Origin of the sequence: Mesorhizobium sp. B2-8-3 (genome assembly GCF_006440815.1) — a bacterium.
Lineage (GTDB): Bacteria > Pseudomonadota > Alphaproteobacteria > Rhizobiales > Rhizobiaceae > Mesorhizobium.
This window is the reverse complement of sequence record NZ_VFTW01000005.1, coordinates 174,843-199,306: the sequence shown is the minus strand read 5'-3', so window position 1 is coordinate 199,306 and position 24,464 is coordinate 174,843. Positions and strand designations below refer to the sequence as shown.

Below are 24,464 nucleotides of genomic sequence, written 5' to 3'. Positions count from 1 at the left end.
CGGAAAACCGTTTCACACTTTTCCTGGAATTGCTCAGAACTTCGTCACCACCCCGATACCAATCCCCTCGAAACCGCCCATCGCCATCAGGGCCGCGGGCGCTTCCTCGAGGCTGATCTTCTTGCCGACCAGCAGTTCGGGTTTCAGCTTGCCGGTGCGGATCATCTCCATCATCGCGGAGTAGCGGTAGGCCTGCATGCCGTGGCTGCCGAGGATTTCGAGCTCGAAGGCGATCACCTTGTCCATCGGCACCTGCGGCCGGGCGTGCTCGCCCAGCATCAGGCCGACCTGAACGTGGCGGCCGCGCCGGCGCAGGTTGGCGATCGAGTTGAAGGACGTGGTCGGGTGTCCCAGCGCGTCCATCGACATATGCGCGCCGCCATTGGTGATCTGCTTGACCGCCTTGACCACGTTCGGCGTCGTCGAGGCGTTGATCGTCGCCACCGCGCCGATCTTCTTCGCAAATTCCAGTTTCTCGTCGGTGAGGTCGATGGCGATCACATTGGCGCCCATGGCGCTGGCGATCATGATCGCCGACAGGCCGACGCCGCCGCAGCCATGCACCGCCACCCATTCGCCGGGCGTAACCCGGCCCTGGTCGACGATGGCCCGGAACGAAGTGACGAAGCGGCAGCCGAGGCTGGCGGCGGTAGCGAATTCCATCTCTTCCGGCAGGCGCACGAGATTGGTGTCGGCGTGCTCGATGCCGACATATTCGGCGAACGAGCCCCAGGCGTTGAAGCCCGGCTGGGACTGATGCTCGCAGACCTGGTGGTTGCCGGAGGTGCATTCGAAGCAGCGGCCGCAGCCGACCGCGAAGGGCACCGTGACACGGTCGCCGGCCTTCCAGCGGCTGACCTGCTTGCCGGCGGCGACAACGACGCCCGCCAACTCGTGTCCGGGAACATGCGGCAGCGTGATGCCGTCGTCATGGCCCATCCAGCCATGCCAGTCGCTGCGGCAAAGACCGGTCGCCTCGACCTTGATGACCACCCCGTCGGCGGCCGGCTTCGGGTCGGGAACGGTCTGGATCGTCGGCGCCTGACCGAATTTCTCGAAGACGACGGCTTTCATCGGCAACTCCCACCATTGGTGCGTTTTGAGTTGACGATAGCCGATTCCACCGCTGGTCGACCGGAAATCGATTCTGCCAGCGCCGCGACTGGCGGACCGATCAGTTACTCCGCTGGCTGGCGGCAGCGCCACCAGAACGTAGAGGGCCAATTGGTGACCGGCCTCAGCCTCTCGCTGATGGCTGCTGCCTGGCTGCCGATCGCCTTCATGGGCGAAACGCTCTGGCTGCTGGTGCTGGGCATCGTCATGCTCGACCTCGCCATCCAGGCGGTGCACGTCACCAATCAAAGCCTGATCTTCGCTCGCCGGACGCCCGCAGTCGGCTGGTCGGCGGCTATATGATCTTCTACTCGCTGGGCAGCGCGCTGGGCTCGATTGCCTCGACCAGCACCTATGGCGCCTGGGGCTGGACCGGCGTCTGCCTGCTTGGCACCGGTATCGGTCTGGCGGCGCTGGCGTTCTGGGCCGCGACGGTGAGGGTAGGGCGCTAGTTATGGCGGCGGAGTATCGAGCAGCGGCTGCCGTTCGCGAAACCATTCATCAGCCTCGACATCCCACGGCCAAATCCCGGAAGTTGTCGGAAAGATAAGCTGCACGATCCGGAAATCCGGCCCGTCGTAGAACCATATGTCCCAACCGAAATATTCCGGGTAGTGATCGGGATGGACCGCACCGAACTGACAATCGAAGCCTCCTCCAGGAAACCCGACGCCCGCGCACCGACGCTGAACCTCTCGCCGCCGCGCACGCGTCTGCAGTACTCGTTGATGATGGTTAGCGAAAGGTCCGGCTTGAGCCCGATAACGACCAATTCAGGGACGCCAAAATTGTGCTCTATCCCGACCGAGTATGCGAATGGCGGATGCTCGTCTTCCTCCAGCACATAGAGAATGTGGCAGCCGTACTCTTCGATGTCGGCGAGTGCCTTGGCCTCCTCGGCATCTATGGCTTCCCTACTCGGCATCGATCTGGTTCCGCGGCGCAGCCTTCTGGAACGCCGGCAACGCCATGCAGGCGGCGTTGATGCGCGCGATCACCGGATAGGGGGCCATATCGACGCCGAAACGGGCATTGTTGGTCACCTGGGCGGCGAGGCAGATGTCGGCCAGGCCCGGCGTGTCGCCATGGCAGAACGCGCCGGTCTCGGGCGACGAAGCCAGAATCTTCTCAAGCGGCTGGAAACCTTCATTCACCCAATGCCGGAACCAGTTGACGACGTCCTCGTCGCCGGCGCCGAACAAAGTGCGCAGCGAGGTCAGCACGCGCAGATTGTTCACGGGGTGGATGTCGCAGGCGATCATCTGCGCCAGCATCCGCACCCGCGCCCGGCCCAGCGCATCCTTCGGCAGCAGCGGCGGTTCGGGCTGGATTTCGTCGAGATATTCGATGATTGCCAGCGACTGGGTCAAAAGCGTGCCGCCGTCCAGAACCAGCGCCGGCACCAGCCCTTGCGGGTTGACGGCGCGATAGGCGGGCTCGAGATGCTCGCCATGGCGCAAGTGGTGCGGCACATAAGTGTAGCTCAGGCCCTTCATCTCCAGCGCGATCCGCACTCGGTAGGAGGTGGAGGAGCGGTAGTAGTTATGAAGGACGAGGTCGCTCATCGCCTCGGCTGCCCGATGGTCACTGCGATCTCGCCGATGCCGTCGACGCCGCCGGTGATCCTGTCCCCGGCCTGGACTGCGCCGACGCCGGCCGGCGTGCCGGTGAAGATCAGATCGCCGGGTTGCAGCTCGACCGCCTCGCTGCAGATCGCGACGATGTCGGCGATCGGCCAGATCAGCTCGGCCAGGTCGCCATCCTGCTTCACCGCGCCGTTGACGGCAAGCCAGATGCGGCCTTTTTCCGGATGCCCGGATTTCGCGGCTGGAACCAGCGGGCCGCAAGGCGCCGACTGGTCGAAAGCTTTCGACCAGTCCCAGGGACGGGCTGCTTTCTTCGCCTGATCCTGCAGGTCGCGGCGGGTGAGGTCGACGCCGACGCCATAGCCCCAGACATGAGCGAGCGCCTCGGCGCGCGGAATGCGGAAACCGGCCTCGCCGATGGCGACGACCAGCTCGATCTCGTGGTGCAGGTTCGAGGTCAGCGGCGGGTAGGGGATCTCGGCGCCGCTGTCGACCACCGCGTCGGCCGGTTTGGTGAAGAAGAAGGGTGGATCGCGCTCGTCATTGCCGAGCTCGCGCGCATGCGCGGCGTAATTGCGGCCGACGCAGAAGATGCGGCGCACGGCAAACCGCTCCGCCGCGCCCGCGACGGCAACCGAAGCAATCGCCGGTGGCGGAAGGACGAATTCTGGCATGATTTTTCTCTGTGCTGGCATGAATCGTTAGCACCTTCGGCCGATTTCGACCCGCGGGCAAGACTCGACGTCCCTGCACATCGGCCTGTCGTTTCAGTGACAATGCGCCGTACTATTGGGCGTGTACTATTTGCCAATAATCTGGCCATGATCACGGGACTATCCTGTGCCGGCTGAAACCGAACCGAAGCCTGAACCCGTGCAATGACCTCCGTCAGCGATCGCGCCCGCTTCCTGATCATCGACGACCACCCGCTGTTTCGCGAGGCGCTGCACAGCGCCGTGCAGATGGCCTATCCGGATGTCGATACGGTCGAGGCGCGCTCGATCGCGGAAGCGATCGAGCTTCTTGCCGACGCCAAGCCGTTCGACCTCGCGCTGCTCGATTTGAGCATGCCCGACGTGCATGGCTTCGAGGGGCTGTTGCAGCTGAGGACCCGTTATCCGCGGCTGCCTGTGGTGATCGTGTCGGGCTACGAGGAGCCGAAGATCATCTCGGAGGCGCTGTCCTATGGCGCCGCCGGCTTCATCCCGAAATCGGCCCGAAAGAGCGATCTTGCCGCCGCCATCCGCTCGGTGATGGATGGAGCGGTCTATGTGCCGGAAAATTACGAGGGCCAGCCGCCCGATCCCGACAGCACCGACCGCGCCGACATGGTACAGCGCCTGGCCAGGCTGACGCCGCAGCAGCTGAGGGTGCTGCAGATGCTGCGCCAGGGCATGCTCAACAAGCAGATCGCCTACGAGCTGCAGGTGGGCGAGACCACCGTCAAGGCGCATGTCTCGGAGATCCTGCGCAAGCTCAATGTCTACAGCCGCACGCAAGCGGTGATCGAGGTGTCGAAGCTCGACAATGCGGAGCTGTTTCGGGACCAGGCCGGGTTTTGAGGCGGCATTTCTAAGCCAGAAGATGCGCCAGCAGCGCGCGCAGTTGCGCAGGCTTCAGCGGCTTGCGCATCAGTTCGATGCCGGCTGCTCGCGCCGCTTTGGCGACGAGCTCGGAGCCGTCGGCGGTGACGATCAGCGCGGGCACCGGGCGGCCTAGATAGTCGCGCACTTCGGCTATCGTTGAGGTGCCGAGGTCGCCGCCGTCGAGATGCTGGTCGGCGATGATGATGTCGGGCACCCAGGCGGTGTCGCCGAGCAGGTCGAGCGCATCGTCGGTCGAGGTGGCGGCGCGCACCAGGCATTGCCAGCGCTCGAGCAGCGAGGTCATGGCGGAGAGCACGTCCATGTCGTTCTCGACCAGCAGCACCCTGGTGCCGAACAGGCCGTAACCGCGCGGCCGCTCCATGTCGGCGGCGGCCATCGCCGGCTCGGCCGTGGCCATGCCGACCGGCACGTCGATATGGAAGATGGTGCCGCGCCCGACCTTCGAGGAAAAGGTGATGGGGTGGCCGAGTGCCGCCGCCATGCGGCGCACGATCGCGAGGCCGAGGCCGAGCCCGCCGGCGAGTTCCGCATTGTTAAGCGTCGAGGTGCCGCGGTGGAATTCCTCGAACACCGCCTCACGCTGGTCTTCGGGAATGCCGCAGCCGGTGTCGGCGACGTCGATGCGGATGATGTCGCCGCGATGCCTGGTGCCGACCAGCACGCCGCCCGAGCGGGTGTAGCGCAGCGCATTGGAGAGAATGTTCTGCAGGATGCGCCTGAGCAGCGTGCGGTCGGAGCGCACAACCACGTTCACCGGCCTGAATTTCAGCGACAGGCTTTTCTTTTCCGCTTCGGGCAGGAAATCCGAGCGCAGCGAGGAAAACAGCGCTTCCAGGCTGACGTCGACGACTTCCGGTTGCACCACCCCGGCGTCGAGCTTCGAGATGTCGAGCAGCGTGCGCAAGAGGTCTTCCATCGTCTCCAGCGAGCGCTCGACCTGCCGGACAAGCTTCCTGCCTTCCTCGCTGGCCTGGACCTCGGCCAGCGCCGAGACCGACAGGTGCGCGGCGTTGAGCGGCTGCAGCACGTCGTGGCTGGCGGCGGCGAGGAACCTGGTCTTGGAGAGGTTCGCCAGTTCGGCGTTCTCCTTCGCCTCGCTGAGGTCGATGTTCGACTGTTCGAGCCGGCGCAGCGTCGCGTGCAGTTCCTCGGTGCGGTTGCGCACCCGGTTTTCCAGCGAGATGGCGGTCTGGAACAGCGAGAAGGCATTGCCCTGCTGGTCCATCGAACGCTCGACGCGGCTGACGAGGGCCGCGTTGATCTTCTTCAGCCTTTCGAGGTCGTTGATGTCGCGAAGCGGCATCTCGCTACTCGGCTGCCTGGGGCTCGCCGAAGGCGATGCCGGTAAAGGTCTGGTTGAGGTGCATCGAGCGGTACTGCTCGCCATAGGTGCCGAAGCCGATGACCTTGTTGGTCCGGTAGAGCTCCGAAATGTCACGGTAGACCTGGCGGTTGCGCGCATCGAGCCGGCGCAGCACGCAGTCGAAGCCCAGGATCATGTCGATGCCGCCGAGCTTGCGTTCGGCGTCCTGCAACGCGGCGCGCGTCGCCTCCACCATGTTCTTCGGCTGGGCGATGGACAGAACGACGCCGTCGTCGATGGCGCAGAAGAACGACAGCGAGCCGTCGACATGCATGCGCTGGATGGAGCGGCAGTAATATTCGCCGGCCACTTTCACCACGACGGGATGGGAGGCGAAGCTTAGCGGCGTCAGCGCCTGCGCCACAGTGCCGACCGAGGCCGCATATTCCTCCGCCGCGTTGGTGGCGTTGAATTCGCGCACGATGCGATGGTCCGGGTCGGACGACGTCACCACCAGCTTCTCGTCGGTCGGAATGAAATTGTCGGTCTTGAAGACGTGGAAAGGGATCTCGGTCGCGACCAGCACGATGATGGCGCTGTCGGACGTGACCTTGCCGTTCGAAATCAGGCTGGTCGTCTCGAATTTCAGGTCGTCGCCCGCCGAACCGCCGATCAGCGGGATGTCGTCCAATCCCCAGTGGATGGCCGAGGTCACCGCTTCCTCGGCATAGGAAAGCCCGTCGATGAAGCAGAGGGCGAAGACGCTCTTCGCCCGCTCCTGGCCGGCGCGGCAGCGCAGCAGGCGCCGCAGCTCCACGACCTCGCCGGTGATCCCGTCCATGCCGGAGGAGGAGAGGTTCTCGACCATGGTGCTGACGGTCGAAAACGACGCCGACGGCAAAAGCAGGGCAAGGGCATGCCCTTCCTCCAGTCCCTGCGGCGTGATTTCGCCGGCGGTCGAGCAGCCGGCATAGGCGAGCGACGGCGCATGGACCTTCAGCGCTTGCGCGAGCCCCGCCGCGTCGACCAGGCTTTGGGAGAAGAACAGAAGCGCAAAGCCGGCGTCGACAGCCGCCGCTTCGGCCGCGATGGCCCGCGCAAAGGCATTCGGGTCGGGCTCATCCGTGGTGAGCGCCGAAAGGCCCGATGCATAGCGTGTGCTCGAACTGGCCAGCTGCCGTCTCCGCAATTTCCTCCAACGCTGTTTTGTGCGTGTCTTTTCTTATGCGTGTCAGGCACGCTTCGCGTCGAAGGCATCTTTGCCTTCAATCCCGGTTTTGGCAATGGGGCCGGTTGCTGCGCTGCACATAGCTTTCGCCATGATCGAAAGTACAATGGAACCGGCGCTGGCAGCGCTGTTTTGCCCGTTGTACGCTACCTGAATAACGCACTGCCGAAGCACAAGCGCGGCATTCGGCAATGACCAAGGTTGATACCCAGGGGAGGTTGCATGTCGGACGTGTCGTTGACTGTGAACGGGAGGCGGGTCAGCGGGAACGCCGAGGACCGAACGCTTCTGGTGCATTTCCTCAGGGAACATCTAGGACTCACCGGAACGCATGTCGGTTGCGATACATCGCAATGCGGCGCCTGCGTCGTGCATGTCGACGGCCGAGCGGTGAAGTCCTGTACCATGCTGGCCGCGCAGGCCTCTGGCTCGACCATCGTCACCATCGAGGGGCTCGCCGACGGGGCCGAGCTGCATCCGGTGCAGGCCGCGTTCAAGGAGCATCACGGGCTGCAATGCGGCTTCTGCACGCCGGGCATGATCATGGCGGCGACCGACATGATCGCGCGCCATCCCGAGGGCCTCGACGAGGCGACGGTGCGCGCCGAGCTCGAAGGCAATATCTGCCGCTGCACGGGCTACCACAACATCGTCAAGGCGATCCTCGCCGCATCGGAGACGATGGCGAAGGGCGCCAAGGGCAGGGCGAGACAGGCAGCTTAGGGAGTAGGCAGTAGGCAATAGGGAATAAGGCAAACGGCGATACGACCGCGAGCCCCTCACTACTGCCTAACCCCTACTGCCTATTCCCTTAATTCCGGAGGAATTTCCATGGGTATCGAAGGCGTCGGCGCCCGCGTGGCGCGCAAGGAAGACAAGAGGTTCATCACCGGCGGCGGCCGCTATGTCGACGACATGGTGGTCCCCGGCATGAAACATGCCGTGTTCGTGCGCAGTCCGCACGCGCATGCGCAGATCAAGAAGATCGATGTGAAAAAGGCGCAAGCGATGCCCGGCGTCGTCGGCGTGCTCACCGGCAAGGAGCTCAAGGCCGACGGGATCGGCAACCTGATCTGCGGCTGGATGATCCATTCCAAGGACGGAACGCCGATGAAGATGGGCGCGTGGTCGCCTCTGGCCGTCGACAAGGTGCGCTATGTCGGCGACGCGGTCGTCATCGTGATCGCCGACACCAAGGGCCAGGCGCGCGACGCGGCGGAAGCGGTCGAGATCACCTACAAGGAATTGAAGGCCGTCGTCGACGCCACCAAGGCCATCCAACCCGGAGCGCCGCAGGTCCATGCCGAGGCAGAGAACAACCTGATCTTCGACTGGGAGCTCGGCGACGCAAAGGCCACCGACGCGGCGATCAGGTCGGCGGCCCATGTCACGCGCATGAAGATCGTCAACAACCGGCTGGTGCCGAATGCGATGGAGCCGCGCGCGGCTCTCGGGCACTACGACAAGGCGGAGGACCACTATACCTGCTGGACGACGTCGCAGAACCCGCATGTCGCGCGGCTGGTGATGAGCGCCTTCTACAATGTCGCGCCGGAAAACAAGCTGCGCGTGATAGCGCCCGATGTCGGCGGCGGCTTCGGCTCCAAGATCTACATCTATCCGGAAGAGATCGTCTGCCTGTGGGCATCGAAGAAGACCGGCGTTCCCGTCAAATGGGTCGCCGACCGCACCGAAAGCTTCCTGTCGGACGCGCATGGCCGCGACCATGTCTCGACGGTGGAGATGGCCTTCGACAAGGACAACCGCATCACCGGTCTGAAGGTCGACACAATAGCCAATCTCGGCGCCTACATGTCGCTGTTCTCGTCCTGCGTGCCGACCTATCTCTATGCCACGCTGCTGTCGGGCCAGTACAACATCCCGGCGATCCACGCCAATGTGCGCACCGTCTATACCAACACCGCGCCCGTCGATGCCTATCGCGGGGCAGGGCGTCCGGAGGCCACCTACGTGCTCGAGCGGATGATGGAAACCGCAGCGCGCGAGCTTGGCGTGCCGCCGGCGGAACTCAGACGCCGCAACTTCATCACGTCCTTCCCGCACCAGACTCCGGTGATCATGGCCTATGACGCGGGCGATTATAACGCTTCGCTCGATGCGGCGATGAAAGCCGCCGACTATGCCGGCTTCACCAAGCGCCGCGCCGACGCCGCCAAGCAGGGCAAGCTGCGCGGCATCGGCATGAGCTGCTACATCGAGGCCTGCGGCCTGGCGCCGTCGTCGGCGGTCGGCTCGCTCGGCGCCGGTGTCGGCCTCTGGGAATCGGCAGAGGTGCGCGTCAATGCCGTCGGCACGATCGAGGTGCTGACCGGATCGCACAGCCATGGCCAGGGCCATGAGACGACCTTCGCGCAACTGGTCACCCAGCGCTTCGGCGTGCCGATCGACTCGGTCTCGATCGTGCATGGCGACACCGACAAGGTGCAGATGGGCATGGGCACCTATGGCTCGCGTTCCGGCGCCGTCGGCATGTCGGCTATCGTCAAGGCCCTCGACAAGGTCGAGGCCAAGGCCAAGAAAATCGCCGCGCACCTGCTCGAAGCGGACGAGGGCGACATCGTCATCGAGAATGGCGAGGTCAAGGTCGCGGGCACCGACAAGAGCCTGCCCTGGTTCCAGGTGGCGCTTGCCTCCTACACCGCCCACAACCTGCCGGCGGGCATGGAGCCCGGGTTGAAGGAGACGGCCTTCTACGATCCGTCCAACTTCACCTTCCCGGCCGGCTGCTACATCTGCGAGGTCGAGATCGACCCCGAAACCGGCACGACAGAGATCGTCCAGTTCGTCGCGGCGGACGATTTCGGCAACATCATCAATCCGATGATCGTCGAGGGGCAGGTGCATGGCGGCATCGCCCAAGGCGTGGGCCAGGCGTTGCTGGAAGGCGCGCATTACGACTCAAGCGGCCAGCTTCTGACGGCAAGCTACATGGATTACACCATGCCGCGCGCGGGCGACCTGCCGTCCTTCAAGGTCTCGACCTCGAACACGCCATGCCCTGGCAATCCGCTCGGCATCAAGGGCTGCGGCGAGGCCGGCGCCATCGGTTCGCCGCCGGCGGTCATCAACGCCATCACCGATGCGCTCGGCGTCGTCGACATCGCCATGCCGGCGTCGCCCGCGACGGTGTGGGCAACCATCCGCGCGACGAAGCACTGAGGAGGAACGAGCATGTATTCCGTCAGCTACCATCGCGCTTCCTCCGTCGCCGACGCCGCCAGGCAACTCAAGAACGGCGACGCCAAGCTGCTCTCCGGCGGCATGACACTGATCCCCGCCATGAAGACGCGGCTCGCGGCGCCCTCGGACCTCGTCGACGTCTCGCGGCTGAAGGACCTGCAAGGCGTCAAGGTGTCCGGCAAGACGGTCACCATCGGCGCCGCGACGACGCATTACGACGTCTCCACCGACGACAAGCTGAAGAAGGCCTGCCCGGCGCTTGCGCATATGGCATCCCTGATCGGCGATCCGGCGGTGCGCTATAAAGGCACGATCGGCGGCTCGATCGCCAACAACGATCCGGCCGCCGACTATCCGGCCGCGCTGCTGGCTCTGGACGCGATGATCGTCACCAACAAGCGCGAGATCGCGGCGGACAAATTCTTCAAGGGCCTGTTCGAGACAGCGCTGAAGGAAGGCGAGATCGTCACCGCGGTAAGCTTTACCGCTCCGGCCAAGGCGGCCTACCAGAAATTCCGCAACCCGGCTTCGCGCTACGCCATCGTCGGCGTGTTCGTGACCAAGGGCAAGGACGGCGTGAGGGCGGCGGTGACCGGCGCCGGCGAGGACGGCGTTTTCCGCTCCAAGGAAATCGAGGCGGCGCTGGCGAAGAATTTCGATGTCGCGGCGCTCGGCGGCCTCAAAGTGTCGGCAAAGGGGCTGATGAGCGATATCCATGCCTCCGCCGACTATCGCGCCAATCTGATCGCGGTGATGGCCAAGCGTGCCGTGGCCGCCGCCAACGCCTGAACGCTCTCAGCCTGGGTGAAGGAAAGGGGCCCCCGCGGCCCCTTTTTCTTTTGTACTCGCAACGACTTGGCGGGAATTACCTGAGTATTCGCGGTTTCGCACTTGCACAATAATATCCCGCACTGCAAAATGACTCCGGCGGGAATACCAGACGGTCCGAGACGCGGGCAACGCTTCGCATCCGGATCTCGAGTTGCGAAGGCACGGTATGACCGACATCTCCGCAGCGTCCGTTGTCCTGCCGCGGGCCGCAATCGACAGGGAAGCCAGGACAAGACTGGCCTATCTCGACGGCTGGCGAGGCCTGTCGATCGCGATGGTGCTGATCGGCCATTTCTTTCCGGTCCCGGGACTCAATCTCGGCGTGCTCGGCGTCGAGTTCTTCTTCGTGCTGAGCGGCCGGCTGATGGGCGAAATCCTGTTCATCGAGCGCTTTCCGCTGAAGAAATTCTTCAAGCGCCGCTTCTCGCGCATCTATCCAGCGCTGCTGGTGTTCGTGATTGCCGCCATGATCGGCCTGACAGGGACCTTCATCGCCTTCAAGTGGAAGGCGGCGCTGACGGCGCTGACCTTCACCTACAATTACGCCGGCATCCTGATCACCCGCGCCGGCGCGCTCGACCACATCTGGTCGCTCTGCGTCGAGGAGCATTCCTATATCCTGCTCGCGCTGATCAGCGTGGTGGTAACCGGAAGAACGAACGTCGTGCGGCTGCTGGTCGTGCTGGCGCTGCTGGCAATGGCCAACGGCGCCATTTCGTACGGGGTTCTCGGCATGGGCTACGAGACCACCTACTGGCGGACCGACGTGCATATCGCCTCGATCCTGCTGTCCGCCGCGATCTGCCTGCTCAAGGCCGACGGGCGCCTGCCGGCTTTCCTGCAAAGCCAGCATGTGGCGCTGGCGGCGGCGGTTGGCGGCCTGTTGCTGTTCCTCGATCCGGTGCCGACCACGATCCACTATCTTGTCGGCGTGCCGCTGCTGGCGCTCGCCGTCAACACGCTCGACTTCGCGGGCGGCTACCTGACGGGGCCGCTGTCGTCGCGGCCGATGGTGATGCTCGGCCTGTGGTCCTATTCGCTCTATCTCTGGCAGCAGCCTTTCTACAAATTCGTCGATGAACACGGTCGCGCGCCGATGCCGATGCTGGCGGCTGTATTCGCCTGCGCGCTGGCCAGCTACTACATCGTCGAAAAACCCGCACGCGGCTGGCTCAACCGCAACTGGTGAGATCAGGTTCCTGCGGCGTGCCTTCGGGGATGTCCCAGCTTTCGTCGAAGCGGAAGACATTGCTCGCCATGATGTCGCCCCCAGCCAGCGGAGCGGCTATATTAGCTGCGGCTTGTTTTCCTGGCCGGCAGCGTTCGGAAGCGCCGTTCAGGCGGCGATGGGCTTCGCCCAATAGCGCACCGATTTCTTGCCGCCATGGATCACCGCGTCGCCGACCTCGGCGAAGCCGAGCGCGGCGTGGAAGGCGTCGGAGGCCGGGTTGGGCGGATCGGCATTGACCTCGCAAGTGACGATGGTGTGGCCGGCGAGGCGGGCCTGCTCGAACAGGTCCTCATAAAGCCGGCGGGCGTGGCCGCGGCCGCGGGCGTCCGCGGCCACGACGACGCGATCGACATAGACGAAGCGCGGATAGCGCTCGCGAAACCAGAGGAAGTTCGGACTGTCGTAGCTTGCATCCTGGTCGAAACACATGATGAAGGCTTCCAGCGCGCCGATGCGGCGGGTGTAGAAAGCTTGCCCGAGCAGGAATGAGAGCCGTTCCGGCTCGAGCCAGGACAACTCCGCCGCATGCTCATTGTTGAGGGCGAGGATGGCGGCCTCATCGGCGGGCGAGACCTGTTCGATCGGCAGCAATTCCTTGCTCATCGTCTTCGCCATCAGGCTCTCGCGGCCGCGATCGTCGCCGCCACCTTGGCTTGGTCGGTCACCGTGTTGCGGTATTCGCGATCGAGGTCGGCGCCGCCCATGCCGACATTCGGGTTGCGGTAGCGCATGGCGCTCGGCACGTCCGCCAGAGCTGCGAAATGCATCTCGGTCAGTCCGGTCCGCCCGCGCACCTCGCCGATGGTGTCGGGCGCGAGGGCGCCGCAGCCGAGGATGATGATGCGCGCGCCCGCCTGGCGAACGAGCTCCGCCAGAAGCTCGACGCCTTCGACCGCCGTATCGCGCTGGCCGCTGGTCAGCACGCGGCCGACCTTGCAGCGGATCAAGGCTTCGAGCGCCTCGACCGGATCGCGCGTCATGTCGAAGGCGCGATGGCAGGTGACGTTGAGCGGGCCGGCAGCCTCAACCAGCGCGCTCATGCGCGCTTCGTCGATGGCGCCGTCGGCGGTGAGGCAGCCGACGACGACGCCGGCCACGCCGAGCTCGCGAAGCGCTTCGACATCGGCGAGCATCGAGCGGTATTCGGCCTCGCTGTAGAGGAAATCGCCGCCGCGCGGACGCACGATGACATGAAAGGGAATGGTCGCGCTTTGGAGCGCGGCGCGCACCGTGCCCATGCTCGGCGTGATGCCGCCTTCGATGAGGCTGGCGCAGAGCTCGACCCGGTCGGCGCCGGCGGCCTGGGCGGCAAGCAGCCCGTCAATGCCTTCGACGCAGATTTCGATCAGGGGTTTTTGCGTGTCCGCCACCGGTTTCCATCCATGCTTTCGACGAGATGCGCAGCCCTAGCATCGGGCGGGCCGCCGCGAAAGCCGCAACGATCGGTCCAGCCATGGAGGTGCTTGACAATACATAACTGCAAGGTTATGGATAACTCATAACTGAAAAGTTATTGATTGGTGCGAGCCCTGTTGGCCAAGGAGACCGACGATGGAAGCAAGATTGAAGAACCCGGTGATGCTGATTCCCGGCGCACTGCAGGCGCTTCTGGCGCTCGACAAATCGACCGAAGCCGGCGACGTGCCTTATGTGACACGCAAGCTCGTTCATCTGCGCGCCAGTCAGATCAACGCCTGTGCCGTCTGCGTCGACATGCATGCGCGTGAGCTGAAGAAGGCCGGCGAGAAGGACGAGCGGATTTTCGCCGTGTCGGCATGGCGGGAGACGCCGTACTTCAACGAAGCCGAACGTGCGGCGCTTGCGCTGACGGAAGCCGCGACGCGCCTGGCCGATCGTTCCGACGCGGTGCCGGACGAGGTCTGGGACGAGGCCGCGCGCCATTATGACGACAAGGCGCTCGCCGCCCTGGTGATCCAGATCGCGCTGATCAATGCGTTCAACCGGCTGAACGCCACCACGCGGCAACCGGTAGGCGCCTGGGGGTGAGGCGAGAGGAGGGGGGTGCCCGCTTCGAAGCCGGCACTTCGCCGGCTACTGTTTCAGGATCGTGTTCTTGGCGCCTTGCTCGACCTGGTCGATCACCAGAAGCTTCACCGGATCGGCACCGATATTGGTGGCCTGGTGCCATTGCCCGATCATCTCGACGATGAAGTCGCCGGTCTTGTAGGTGTTGGCAGCACCGGTCTCGACATTGGTCACCTTGAGCGTGCCTTGCTCGACATAGGCGTAGCGCGGGAAGGGGTGCTTGTGCACAGGCAAGGTCGCCCCCGGAGCGATCTGGTAGGACGAGACCTGAACCTCGACGTTCTTCTGCGGCAGCGTGATCGGCTGGCCCGACGCGGTCGTGGTCTTCGATGCCAACGTCGTCACCAAGACCGGCGTATTGCTGCTGTCCAACGCGTTGGCTGCGGTCACATGGACGGTGGCTATCGCCAGCAGTGCCGATATCGTGATGTTGCGCATGGTCCCCTCCAAAGTTGCCGCACCATCGCCCGACGGAAATTGACGCGCAAGCATCCTTTTGCATGCGCCGAATTTTCGGGCGCTGCGGTCTAAGCTGCTCTGGAAGACGTGAAAGGCCCCGGACATACCGGGGCCTCAGCACTGTATCATCGCCTCAGCCGCTCGGTCGGCTATTTCGCTGTGCGATGGAAATCAGGGACGTGCCGGGAAGGTGATCCGGCGGATCAGCTCGGTGCCTTGCCGCCGTTCTTCTTGCAGTCCGAGCGGAACTTCTCGCGATCCTTGCCGTGGAGGCCTTTTTGATCCGCGAGCGTCGAGCATTGCTTCGAGATCGCGGTCTTTTCGGGCGTCATGGCGGCTTTCGGCTTCTTCGTGGTTGGCGCCATGGTCGTTGTCGTGGTGGCGGCGGGCGTGGTTGTCGTTGTCGACATCGCCGCCATGGCTCCGGTGGTGACAAATCCCGCGAGAGCGATAGAGGCAAGAACACGTGCTGCGGCTTTCATTGCGATCTCCATTGTTTCGAGTTCCCCCAAGCGGGGGGCTAGCATCGGACTGAGGCTCCACCGTGCCGAGCCGCAGCGCGGGGTGGACACTTTGTCGTTACCGGGAGTGGCGCTTGATGAGCACGCCATCACGTTGCGGTGAAACACTCCAAGCGGCTCTGTCACGCAGCGGGGCTGTCCTGCTGTTTGCCAGGCCCGGGCTTCGGCGCCCGGAGCAGCAAGGTGAACGGCACGAGCAGCGCCGTCGCTATTGCGCAATAGAAGAAGACGTCGACATAGGCGAGCAGTGAAGCCTGGCGACCGATTTCCTGTCCGATCCAGCCGACGGCCTGTTGCCTGGCCTCGATCAGCGGCGAGCCCTCGGCGACGAAATGGTCCATCACCTGGCGGAGAGTCTGCTGATAGGCCTCGCTCGACTGCGCCGTGTGGCCGACCAGCACCGACTGATGCAACTGGGCGTTCTGGGCGATGACAGTGTTGGACAGCGACACGCCGATGCTGCCGCCGATGTTGCGGGCGACATTGATCAGCGAGGATGCCTGATCGGTCTTTTGCGGTGGCAGGCCGACATAGGCGGCGGTGGAGATCGGGATGAACAGGAACGGCAGGCCGATCATCATGTAGATGCGCGCATAGGCGAAGAAACCGAAGCTGGCGTCGGGCGTCAGCGAGGTCATGTGCCAAAGCGCGACCGCGATCACCGACATGCCCATCATGATGAGATAGCGCGGCTGAACGACACCGGCCGCAAGGCCCGAAATCGGCATCAGCATCAGCATGGCGATGCCGCCCGGCATCATCGACAGACCGGAAAGGGTGGCGGTGTAGTCGAAGGTGGTCTGCTGCAGTTGCGGCAAGAGCTGCGTGGTGCTGAAGAGCACGGCGCCCACCGCCATCATGACGAGGAACGACATGCCGAACTGCCGGCTGAAAAGCAGGCGGATGTCGACGATGGGGTCGCGCCTTGTCCACTCCCACGGAACAAGCAGCAGGAACGACACCGCGGAGATCACGGCGAAAGTGGTAATGAAGGTCGAGGCGAACCAGTCGTTGCGCTGGCCTTCGTCGAGAAAGACTTCGAGGCAGCCGAGCGCCATCGCCACCAGGATGAAGCCGATCCAGTCGACCTTCAGCCCCTTGCTCAACCGCTCGCGGCGTTCGCGTTCGAGAATGTCTGGCTCGATCACCAGCCATTGCACGAGCGCCAGCGACATGATGCCGAACGGCACATTGATGAAGAAGATCCAGTGCCAGGAGAAATTGTCGGTCAGCCAGCCGCCGATGGTCGGCCCGACCGTCGGGGCGACGATCACCGCGATGCCGTAGAGCGCAAAGGCCTGAGAGCGTTTCTCAGGCGGGAAAGTGTCGGCCAGGATCGACTGCTCGCTCGGCGCCATGCCGCCGCCGCCGAGCCCCTGCAGGATGCGGAAGGCGATCAGAGTCGGCAGATTGGGCGCCAGCCCGCAGAGCAGTGACGCCAGCGTGAAGGTCGCCACGCAGATCATGTAATAACGCTTGCGGCCGATGACGCTGGTAAGCCAGCCGCTGACCGGGATGATGACGGAGTTGGCGACGAGATAGGTGGTGATCACCCATGTGCTCTCGTCCATGCCGGCGGCGAGGCTGCCGGCGATGTTGCGCAGCGCGACATTGGCGATCGAGGTGTCGAGCACCAGCATGAAGGTCGCGATCGAGACGACGATCGCGATCAGCCAGGGGTTGCGCCCGCCGGCCGCCGACCGGCTTTCGTTACCCTGGGCTGCTGCGGCATCGCTCATCGTACCTTGACCGTCGGCACCACCGACATGCCGGGACCGAGATAGACGCCGGGCGGTTGGTCGAACACGATCTTGACCGGCACGCGTTGCACCACCTTGACGAAATTGCCGGTGGCGTTTTCGGCTGGAAGCAGGCTGAAGGCCGTGCCGCTGCCGGCCTGAACGCTGTCGACATGGCCATGGAAGGTCTTTTCCGGATAGGCGTCGATGGCGATATCGACGGGCTGGCCCGGTCGCATCAGGTCGAGCTGTGTCTCCTTGAAATTGGCTTTCACCCAGACGTCGTTGGGCACGAACATCATCAGCACCTGGCCGGGCTGCGCATAGGTGCCTTTCGCCACCGTGATGTTGGTGGCATGGCCGGCGACGGGCGCCGTGATGGTCGTGCGGGTGAGGGTGATCTTGGCTTGGTTCTCGGTGGCCTCAGCTTGCCGAAGCTTGGCCTCGGCGCTCTTGCCTTGTGCCTGCAGAACAGCCACCTGGCTTTTCGCCGCCTCGACATTGGCGTTGGCGGTATCGAGCGCTGCCTGGTCCTGGCGCAAGGTCGAAGCGGCCTGCTGTGCCTGCTGTTGCGTCGCCGTGCCCTTGGCCAGGAGCTCACGGTTGCGCTGGTCCTCGGATTTGGCGAATTCGAGCGCTGCCTGCGCCTGCGCCACCTGCCTTTCGGCCGCATCGATCTTGGCGTTTTGCGCCTCGGTCTGGGCCTGCACATTGGCAATGTCGGCCCGCGCCGCAACCACGCCGGCTTGTGCCTGTTTGAGCGAGGCCTGATAATCGCTGTCGTCGATGCGCAGAAGCATGGCGCCGGCCTCGACCGCCTGGTTGTCGGTGACGGCGACATCGGTGATGCGTCCGGCAATTTCCGCGCCGATCGTCACCGTGCGGGCGTCGATGAAGGCGTCGTCGGTCCATTCATACTGCCGCGCGTTGATCCACCAGATGACCACGGCCGCGATGACCAACAGGATGAGGATGGCGACGATCGCCGCTATGTAGGGATGGCGTCTGATGAGGCCGGGTTTGTTGTCGTCCGACGGACTGTCATTCGACTGCGAGTCTTGCGCTCGCTCGCCGTCGCGCTCGTTATCCATGCGCTTTTCGGCGTCCGGCGGGCGTTGCTGCCGATCGGACCGGGGCTGAACCCGCGCTTCCTCGGCGGGAGCGGTTTCGCGCTCTTTTCTTTCAGTTTTTGCGTCCAAGGCAACGGGTCCCAGATATCGTTGGCCCCCTCGCAGCAGGGTCAACGGGCGGTTTCCGCAAAGGTTCCTGCCCTCGGATGCGGCCATGGCTCGGCTGGCAGCGTCAGCCCGCCATCCAGCCGCCGTCCACCATCAGGTTTATGCCGGTGACATAGCTCGCCATATCGCTGGCGAGAAAGAGCGCCGCGCCCGCCACGTCGTTCGGATGCCCGAGCCGTGGCCAGGGCGTGCGGCGGCGCGAATAGTCGAGCGCATCAGGGTCGTTGGCGACGCCCGGCTTGCCGGTGATGATCTTGCCCGGAGCAATCGCATTGCAGACGATCAGGTCGTCGGCATGGTCGACGGCGATCTGGCGCGTCATTTGGACGATGCCGCCCTTGCTGACCGAATAGGGCAGGTCGCCGGGGCAGGCGACCATGCCGTGCTGCGAAGAGATGTTGATGATGCGCCCGCGCACCTCATTGACTGGCGCCTGGGCAAGCATCTGCATGACCGCGCGTCTGTTGCAGTGGAAGAAGCCCGTCAAATTGACGCCGATGACGTAGTCCCATTGTTCCGGCGTGGTCTCGATCAGGTTGGTGCTGGTGTAGATCGCGGCATTGTTGACCATCACGTCGAGCCGCCCGAATTGCGCGACCGTCACGCTGACCAGCGCGTCGACGGCGCTCCAGTCAGAGATGTCGGTCTTGAGGAAGATGGCAGCGCCGCCGGCCGAACGGATCATGTCGACAGTGCCTTGGCCCCCCTCAATCGGCTGCTCCACCATGTCTGCAACGACGATGTTGGCGCCTTCAGTGGCGAATTTCAGAGCGATCGCGCGGCCGATGCCGGAGCTCGCTCCGGTGACGATGGCTGTCTTGTTGGCGAGCAGGGCCATGATGTTCAGCTCTCCCGGGTGACGATCTTTCCTTGCGCCGCGCCGACCAGTCGCCCGTCGCGCACGATCTCGCGGCCGCGCAGGAAGACACTGGTCAGCCGCGCTTTCACGGTCCAGCCGTCGAAGAGCGTATAGCCCGCCCGCGATACCTGATCGGCATTGGCGATGGTGCTGGACTGGCGCGGGTCGAGGATCAGCAGATCGGCATCGTGGCCGACGGCGATGCGACCCTTGCGCCGGCCGAGGCCGAAGCGTTCTGCTGGGTTGCAGGAGCACATGCGCACCAGATCGGGCAGGGCGATGAGCCCTTCATCGACCAGTTTCAGCATGGTCTGAAGCAGCGTTTGCAATCCTGGCATGCCGCCCGGGATGTCGGCGAAAGCCGCGTAGCGCGCCGCCTTTTCGGCGGGCGTATGCGGGGCGTGGTCGGTGGCGACGATGTCGATCAGTCCCGCGCTGAGAGCTGCGCGCAGCGCGTCGACGTCGTGTGGCGAGCGCAAGGGCGGCGAAGCCTTCAGCTTGGCGCCTTGCGTTTCGTAATCGTCGGCGGTGAAGAACAGGTTCTGCGGCGTGGTCTCGACGCTGGCGTCGGCCATGCCGCGCAGCCGGCTCCAGGTCTCGACACCGAGCTCGGAGTTGATCTGCCGGACGTGGATCCTCGCCTCGGTCGCCGCTGCGGCGACAAGGGCGCGGGCGATGCCATTGGCTTCGGCGAGCGGCGGCCGGCTGTCCAGGAAGGCGGCGACGCTGCCGGAGCGATCCCGCGCCGTGCTGCCGGCCAGGATCGATTGGTCGCCGGGCGAGATGCCGATTGTCGTGTCGGCGCCGGCAAAAGCCTTCAGCGCCTCCGCAACGGTATCGAGCGAGGCAAAAAGGAAGGCATCCGGCACGTCGGCGGTGAACAGCTCGAAGGAGACCGGTGCGAGACGAAGGAGGCGAGGGACGAGCGACAGGTCACGGCTGACCACAGCCTGCAGGCCGACATCGACATGGATGCGGCCCTTCGCAATCGCCATCTTGTCTGCAAGTTGCTCGGGCGTGGCCGTCCATGGCTCATCGGTCGGCATGTCGAGTACGGTGGTGACGCCGCCGAGCGCCGCCGCATGCGTACCGGAGGAAAAATCCTCCTTATGCGTCAACCCGGGGTCGCGCAGATGCGCATGCGCATCGACAAGGCCCGGTAGCAGGAAGCAACCCGCGGCGTCGATGAGCGTGCTGGCTTCCGCGGCTTCGCCGGGCGCGATGAGTGCGGCGACCTTGCCCGCGGCGATGCCTATATCGCCCCGGCCGAGGCCATCGGCGTTCACAACCGTTGCGCCGCGGATCAGCGTCTCGAACACGGTTCCCCCTCAGCCGCGCTGCTCGAAGCGCGCATGGTTCGCGTGCCAGAAGCGCGCGATGTCCTCGCGGCGCATGAAGGCGGCGCCGTCGGATTTCTGGACATGCTCGATGACCTCGCGCAGGCCCGAGGCGCGGTTCGGCTGACCCGTCCAGCGGGCGTGGATGCCGATGGTCAGCATGCGGCCGCCGGTCTCCTCGGCTTCGCCAAGCATATAGTCGATGGCCGCGCGGCAGTCCTCGGCGAAGTCGCGCGGATTGCTGTAGCCCGGAGCCACCAGATAGCGGCTGTCGTTGAGCGTCTTGGAGTAGGGGACGACCAGGATTTCCGTGCCCCGGTGATCGAGGAAATAGGGCAGGTCGTCGTTGCAGGGATCGGAGTGGTAGAGGAAGCCGCCTTCCTCGACCAGCAGGTCGCGCGTGTTGACGCTCGGCAGCGAGCGGCAGTTCCAGCCCAAGGGCCGCTTTCCCAGCAGCTTTTCGTAAAGCGCGATCGCCTCGTGCAGATGACGCTCTTCCTCGCGGCGCTCCATGGTCGTGTGGTCGATCCAGCGCAGGCCGTGGCCCATCAGGTCATGCCGGCGGTTCTTCATCCATTCGACCAAGGGCGGGTTGCGCTCCAGAGCCACGGCGCAGGCGGAAAAGGTGACCGGGATGTCGTAGCGGTCGAACAATCTGGCCAGGCGCCAGACGCCGGCGCGGCTGCCATATTCGAAATGCGTCTCGGTGCCGAGATCGCGCACCGGCATGCTGCCGCTGAGATTGTATTCGCCCCAATTGTCGTTGCGGCCATCTTCGAGCCAGGAGTATTCCGAGCCCTCCTCATAGTTGAGCACGAGGTTGACGGCGAGCTTGACGCCGCCCGGCCAGGTGACGAAGGGCGGGTGCGGGCCGTAGCCGACGAAATCGCGCGGCTGCTGGAAATCGGTCGGCATCTTGCGTTCTCCATTTCTTTGTTTTTACGCAATTCCGAACGGAAAACCGCTCACACTTTTCCTGGAATTGCTCTAGCTCTCGTTGGCGACAATCCAGTCCATGTAGTCGTGGAACGCTTCCTTGCCGGGACGCGGCCGCCATGCTGTGTCGCGCATGATGCGGGCGATGTCATAGGCGCCCCACATGCCGCCTTTCAGCCTCACATCCTGGACGATGTTGGCGTCGTCTCCAGGCGTCACCTCCGCCTTCAGGCCCGGGACGCGTTCCCTTGCCCAGCCGATGATCTCGCCGATGGTCTGGCTGGAACCGGAGCCGATATTGTAGTGGCGGTAATTGAGGCGCGGCGCGTCGATCAGCGCGAGGATCGCGGCGGCAACGTCGGTCGAGGTAACGTAGTCGCCGACGGGCTCCAGGCTGTTCGGCCTGATCGTCTCGCCGGCCAGGGCCATATGCGCGACGCGGTTGGGAACATGGCGGAAGTTGCGGCTCTCGGTGGCGCGATCCATCGGACCGTAGACGGAAGCGAGCCGCACCGAGGCCGCCGACAGGCCGAACAGATCGGCATAGCGGTTGGTGACCATCTCGGAGGCGAATTTCGAGATGCCGTAGAGCGTCAGCGGCGCGACATGACCGTCTTCCGGCAGTGGCTCGCCATCCCAGTCGGGCCCGTTGTGGCGATAGACGGAACCGGAGCTGACATAGACGAAGCGTTTCACGTCCGGCCTCTCGCGCGCCCAGTCCAGCATGCGCACGGTGCCCATGAGATTGACGTCGACGATGCGGGCCGGGTCTGCGGCCTCCGGCTGGCGCTTTGCCTCAGAGGCGCTGCCGCGCGAGATCGGCGTGATCGTCGCGCCATGCACGATTGCCGTGATGCCTTGCTTGTCGAGCGTCTCGGACCAGGCTTGTGGGTCGAGGATATCGGCGGCAATCACGGTCAGCCGGTCGCGCACCGGAGCGAAATGTTTTTCGGCCGCCGCGTCGAGGCCCGACCGGTCGAGGATCACGGCGCGGGCTTGCGGATCGCGGTCCAGCCATGCGCGCGCGACCACGCTCATGACAAAGCCGGTGCCGCCGGTGACGAGCAAGGTCATGGAAACTCCTCTGGAAAGGTTGCTGCCTCAGCGCGTCGCATAGCCGCCATCGACGAGCATGTCTGATCCGGTGACGAAGGATGCGTCGGACGAAAGCAGGAAAGCCGCCGCCGCGGCGATCTCGTCGGGCTCGGCGATACGGCCGAGCAGATGGGCGGGACCAAGGCCGGCATTGGCGGCCTCGAAATCGGCAAACCGGCGCAGCAGCCGCGTCGTCGCCACCGCGCCGGGGGACAGGCTGTTGACGCGGACCCTGTCAGGCGCGTGGTCCACGGCCATCGCCTTGGCGAGGTGGATCAGGCCGGCCTTGGCGGCGCAATAGGCGACGGCCCTGGTGGTGGCGACGCGTCCGAATTGCGAGCCGATGAAGACGACGGAACCGCCGCCACTTGCCGCGATCAGCGGCACGGCGAACTTGCTCATCAGGAAGGCGCCGGTCAAGCCGACATCGATCTCGTGCCGCCAGGCGCTTTCGTCGAGATCGACGACGGTGGCGCTGGTCGAGGGCGCCGCGGCATTGTGCACCAATCCGTCGAGCCGGCCGAAGTTTTGCCGGGCAAATGCGACGGCCGCCTCCGCGGATTCGATATCCGTCACGTCGCATTGGCAAGCGGCAGCCGAAGGCCCGAGTGTCTGGGCAAGCTCGGTGGCCGGCTCTGGGCCGTAATCGGCGCAGACGACCTTAGCGCCTTCGGCAACACAGCGGCGCGCTATCGCCGTGCCGATGCCGCTGGCGGCGCCGGCGATCAGGATGACTTTGCCCTCGAGACGCCTCATGTCTGGCGCTGTCATCAGGCCTGCTCCTCTAATGCCGGCATGGCCGCCAGCGTGACCGGACGGCGCAACAAATTGTAGCAGGCGGCTAAAGTCACCAACACGGCGCCGCCGCCCAGAAGCAGGAACATGGCCGGCGCGCCCATATGCTCCATCAGGCCGGCCGAAATGCCGGGCGTCGCGACATTGCCGATCGAATAGAGCAGGAGCAGCGTGCCGGAGGCCCCGACCATGTGCCGGCTGTGCAATTGCGAGGCGCCGAACGCCATCGCCACCGGATAGACCGTCAGCGCCGTCGCGCCATAGAGGAAGAACAGCACGAAGAGCAGCGGGACCGAAAAGTTGCCGAGCCAGGCGATCGCGGCGCAGAGCGTGACCGACAGGATACCCTGGACAAGCAGTATGATCCTGCGCTCAAACCTATCGGACAGCCAGCCGACCGGCGTCTGCGCCAGCATGCCGGCGATGCTGATGGTCGTGACCAGCCCGACCGTCGTTGCCGCCGACAGCCCGATCTGCGTGCCGTAGATCGGCGTCAGCACGAAGATGTTCATATTGGTGATGCCGCCCTGGAAGATCGCCACGACTGTCACCGGCGCCAGCCGGAAAAGCGCCAGCGGGCCGAGGCGCTTGACCGGCCTTGCCGAACTTGCGTGCTCCGGATCGGTGGCAGGCAGCGCCGGCCAGCGCCCACCGGCGAATTTGGAGATCAGCGCCAGCAGCACTGTCGCCGCCGCCACCGGGAACAGATGCGGCGATTGCGGGCCGACCATCGCGACCAGAACCTGACCGAGCAGCACGGCGATTGCCGTCGTCAGCATATAGATCGAAAACATCGCGCCGCGATTGTGGTGCTCGGCATAGAGGTTGATCCAGCTTTCGCAGACGACGAACAGCGATGCCATCGCGAGGCCGCCGAGCAGGCGAAAGCAGATCCAGCTCGGCAGGAAGTCGGTGAAGACGAAACCGGAAGCCGCCAGCAGCGCGACGACGACGATGGCAACGAAGGTTCGCTCATGGCCGTATTGGGCGACGGCCGGGCGGGTCACCAGGCATCCGATGAGGAAGCCCACGGGATAGGCCGTCAAGACGATCTGCACGACCTGGGGAGAAATGCCGGGCTTGCCAAGATGCAGCGACACGGCGGTGGTCAGCATGGCGCTGCCGATGCAGGCCAGGCAGATGCCGACCATGATCGGCAGCAGGGCACGGGACCGCTCTGCATTTTGCCAGAGCCGCGTCGCGGATTGAGCGATCGACCTCATGAATGCGGCTGCGGCGGCTCCCTGGCGGCACCGTTGACCGACGGCAGCCCGGCCAGAAGCTACACTTTGTGGCGATTGCCACAAACGAAGATTGGCGCGGCTATGGCTCAAATTTT

26 protein-coding genes are annotated in these 24,464 nt (G+C 64.6%); 8 read left to right on the top strand and 18 right to left on the bottom strand.

Going from position 1 to position 24,464, the window contains the following annotated elements:
• Positions 1-33: 33 nt before the first annotated feature.
• Entirely contained in the window at positions 34-1,074 is a 1,041-nt protein-coding gene (locus FJ418_RS10860; protein ID WP_140783947.1) for a zinc-dependent alcohol dehydrogenase family protein, read from the bottom strand.
• A gap of 153 nt (positions 1,075-1,227) precedes the next feature.
• Between FJ418_RS10860 and FJ418_RS32695 the strand changes: the two genes are divergently transcribed.
• Positions 1,228-1,416, top strand: a complete 189-nt coding sequence (locus tag FJ418_RS32695) for a hypothetical protein (RefSeq protein ID WP_348643100.1) — start codon at positions 1,228-1,230, stop codon at positions 1,414-1,416.
• Positions 1,413-1,565, top strand: coding sequence for a hypothetical protein (locus FJ418_RS32690; protein WP_348643099.1), 153 nt, complete (start codon positions 1,413-1,415; stop codon positions 1,563-1,565). Before FJ418_RS32695 ends, FJ418_RS32690 begins: the two co-directional genes overlap by 4 nt.
• On the opposite strand, the gene FJ418_RS10850 is transcribed toward FJ418_RS32690, so the two are convergent.
• The 3 genes from FJ418_RS10850 to FJ418_RS10840 are packed head-to-tail and all read right to left on the bottom strand — an operon-like array spanning position 1,562 to position 3,373.
• Positions 1,562-2,038, bottom strand: coding sequence for a DUF4262 domain-containing protein (locus FJ418_RS10850; protein ID WP_246683010.1), 477 nt, complete (start codon positions 2,036-2,038; stop codon positions 1,562-1,564). The two genes, FJ418_RS32690 and FJ418_RS10850, sit on opposite strands and share 4 nt — an antisense overlap.
• Complete coding sequence (gene maiA, locus FJ418_RS10845) at positions 2,028-2,678, bottom strand: maleylacetoacetate isomerase (RefSeq protein ID WP_140865376.1); 651 nt, start codon at positions 2,676-2,678, stop codon at positions 2,028-2,030. The genes FJ418_RS10850 and maiA overlap by 11 nt, the downstream gene beginning before the upstream one ends.
• The gene (locus FJ418_RS10840; protein ID WP_140865374.1) at positions 2,675-3,373 is read right to left on the bottom strand and encodes a fumarylacetoacetate hydrolase family protein; all 699 of its coding nucleotides are present in this window, start codon (positions 3,371-3,373) and stop codon (positions 2,675-2,677) included. The genes maiA and FJ418_RS10840 overlap by 4 nt, the downstream gene beginning before the upstream one ends.
• A 204-nt stretch (positions 3,374-3,577) precedes the next feature.
• Between FJ418_RS10840 and FJ418_RS10835 the strand changes: the two genes are divergently transcribed.
• Entirely contained in the window at positions 3,578-4,261 is a 684-nt protein-coding gene (locus FJ418_RS10835) for a response regulator transcription factor (protein ID WP_040981753.1), read from the top strand.
• Between the two features lie 10 nt (positions 4,262-4,271).
• On the opposite strand, the gene FJ418_RS10830 is transcribed toward FJ418_RS10835, so the two are convergent.
• Together FJ418_RS10830 and FJ418_RS10825 are read right to left on the bottom strand one after the other, a co-directional pair.
• Entirely contained in the window at positions 4,272-5,609 is a 1,338-nt protein-coding gene (locus tag FJ418_RS10830) for a hybrid sensor histidine kinase/response regulator (RefSeq protein ID WP_140659774.1), read from the bottom strand.
• Positions 5,610-5,613: 4 nt separating this feature from the next.
• Complete coding sequence (locus FJ418_RS10825; RefSeq protein ID WP_140710684.1) at positions 5,614-6,798, bottom strand: FIST signal transduction protein; 1,185 nt, start codon at positions 6,796-6,798, stop codon at positions 5,614-5,616.
• A 261-nt stretch (positions 6,799-7,059) separates the two neighbouring features.
• On the opposite strand from FJ418_RS10825, the gene FJ418_RS10820 reads away from it, so the two are divergent.
• The 4 genes from FJ418_RS10820 (at position 7,060) to FJ418_RS10805 (ending at position 12,058) form a co-directional block, all read left to right on the top strand.
• Entirely contained in the window at positions 7,060-7,560 is a 501-nt protein-coding gene (locus tag FJ418_RS10820) for a (2Fe-2S)-binding protein (protein ID WP_140856259.1), read from the top strand.
• A 108-nt stretch (positions 7,561-7,668) separates the two neighbouring features.
• Positions 7,669-10,017 carry a xanthine dehydrogenase family protein molybdopterin-binding subunit gene (locus FJ418_RS10815; protein WP_140865372.1) on the top strand — a complete coding sequence of 783 codons (2,349 nt, stop codon included), beginning with the start codon at positions 7,669-7,671 and terminating at the stop codon, positions 10,015-10,017.
• Between the two features lie 12 nt (positions 10,018-10,029).
• Entirely contained in the window at positions 10,030-10,827 is a 798-nt protein-coding gene (locus tag FJ418_RS10810; RefSeq protein ID WP_140710690.1) for a xanthine dehydrogenase family protein subunit M, read from the top strand.
• 208 nt (positions 10,828-11,035) lie between these two features.
• The gene (locus FJ418_RS10805) at positions 11,036-12,058 is read left to right on the top strand and encodes an acyltransferase (RefSeq protein WP_140865370.1); all 1,023 of its coding nucleotides are present in this window, start codon (positions 11,036-11,038) and stop codon (positions 12,056-12,058) included.
• 147 nt (positions 12,059-12,205) lie between these two features.
• Here the strand turns inward: FJ418_RS10805 and FJ418_RS10800 are convergent, their stop codons facing one another.
• Together FJ418_RS10800 and FJ418_RS10795 are read right to left on the bottom strand one after the other, a co-directional pair.
• Complete coding sequence (locus tag FJ418_RS10800) at positions 12,206-12,715, bottom strand: GNAT family N-acetyltransferase (protein ID WP_246683009.1); 510 nt, start codon at positions 12,713-12,715, stop codon at positions 12,206-12,208.
• Positions 12,715-13,470: a copper homeostasis protein CutC gene (locus FJ418_RS10795; RefSeq protein ID WP_140865368.1), complete on the bottom strand. Its 756-nt coding sequence runs from the start codon at positions 13,468-13,470 to the stop codon at positions 12,715-12,717. The genes FJ418_RS10800 and FJ418_RS10795 overlap by 1 nt, the downstream gene beginning before the upstream one ends.
• A gap of 181 nt (positions 13,471-13,651) precedes the next feature.
• On the opposite strand from FJ418_RS10795, the gene FJ418_RS10790 reads away from it, so the two are divergent.
• Positions 13,652-14,107 (top strand): carboxymuconolactone decarboxylase family protein, encoded by a 456-nt coding sequence (locus FJ418_RS10790; protein ID WP_140647695.1) that lies wholly within the window; start codon positions 13,652-13,654, stop codon positions 14,105-14,107.
• 45 nt (positions 14,108-14,152) lie between these two features.
• Here the strand turns inward: FJ418_RS10790 and FJ418_RS10785 are convergent, their stop codons facing one another.
• The 10 genes from FJ418_RS10785 to FJ418_RS10740 form a co-directional block, all read right to left on the bottom strand.
• Positions 14,153-14,584 (bottom strand): cupin domain-containing protein, encoded by a 432-nt coding sequence (locus FJ418_RS10785; protein ID WP_140865366.1) that lies wholly within the window; start codon positions 14,582-14,584, stop codon positions 14,153-14,155.
• 224 nt (positions 14,585-14,808) lie between these two features.
• A complete protein-coding gene (locus FJ418_RS10780; protein ID WP_140865364.1) occupies positions 14,809-15,087 on the bottom strand; it encodes a hypothetical protein in 279 nt (92 codons plus the stop codon).
• A gap of 161 nt (positions 15,088-15,248) precedes the next feature.
• Positions 15,249-16,865 (bottom strand): DHA2 family efflux MFS transporter permease subunit, encoded by a 1,617-nt coding sequence (locus tag FJ418_RS10775; protein ID WP_140865362.1) that lies wholly within the window; start codon positions 16,863-16,865, stop codon positions 15,249-15,251.
• Positions 16,862-17,956, bottom strand: coding sequence for an HlyD family secretion protein (locus FJ418_RS10770; protein ID WP_140865360.1), 1,095 nt, complete (start codon positions 17,954-17,956; stop codon positions 16,862-16,864). Before FJ418_RS10770 ends, FJ418_RS10775 begins: the two co-directional genes overlap by 4 nt.
• A gap of 211 nt (positions 17,957-18,167) precedes the next feature.
• Positions 18,168-18,941: an SDR family oxidoreductase gene (locus tag FJ418_RS10765; protein WP_140865358.1), complete on the bottom strand. Its 774-nt coding sequence runs from the start codon at positions 18,939-18,941 to the stop codon at positions 18,168-18,170.
• A 5-nt stretch (positions 18,942-18,946) separates the two neighbouring features.
• The gene (locus tag FJ418_RS10760; protein WP_140865356.1) at positions 18,947-20,281 is read right to left on the bottom strand and encodes a dihydroorotase family protein; all 1,335 of its coding nucleotides are present in this window, start codon (positions 20,279-20,281) and stop codon (positions 18,947-18,949) included.
• A gap of 9 nt (positions 20,282-20,290) precedes the next feature.
• Positions 20,291-21,214: a polysaccharide deacetylase family protein gene (locus FJ418_RS10755; protein WP_140865354.1), complete on the bottom strand. Its 924-nt coding sequence runs from the start codon at positions 21,212-21,214 to the stop codon at positions 20,291-20,293.
• Positions 21,215-21,286: 72 nt separating this feature from the next.
• Positions 21,287-22,309 (bottom strand): NAD(P)-dependent oxidoreductase, encoded by a 1,023-nt coding sequence (locus FJ418_RS10750; protein ID WP_140865352.1) that lies wholly within the window; start codon positions 22,307-22,309, stop codon positions 21,287-21,289.
• Positions 22,310-22,336: 27 nt separating this feature from the next.
• Positions 22,337-23,101, bottom strand: coding sequence for an SDR family oxidoreductase (locus FJ418_RS10745; RefSeq protein WP_140783933.1), 765 nt, complete (start codon positions 23,099-23,101; stop codon positions 22,337-22,339).
• Positions 23,101-24,348: an MFS transporter gene (locus FJ418_RS10740; protein WP_140652575.1), complete on the bottom strand. Its 1,248-nt coding sequence runs from the start codon at positions 24,346-24,348 to the stop codon at positions 23,101-23,103. The genes FJ418_RS10745 and FJ418_RS10740 overlap by 1 nt, the downstream gene beginning before the upstream one ends.
• Positions 24,349-24,464: the final 116 nt, after the last annotated feature.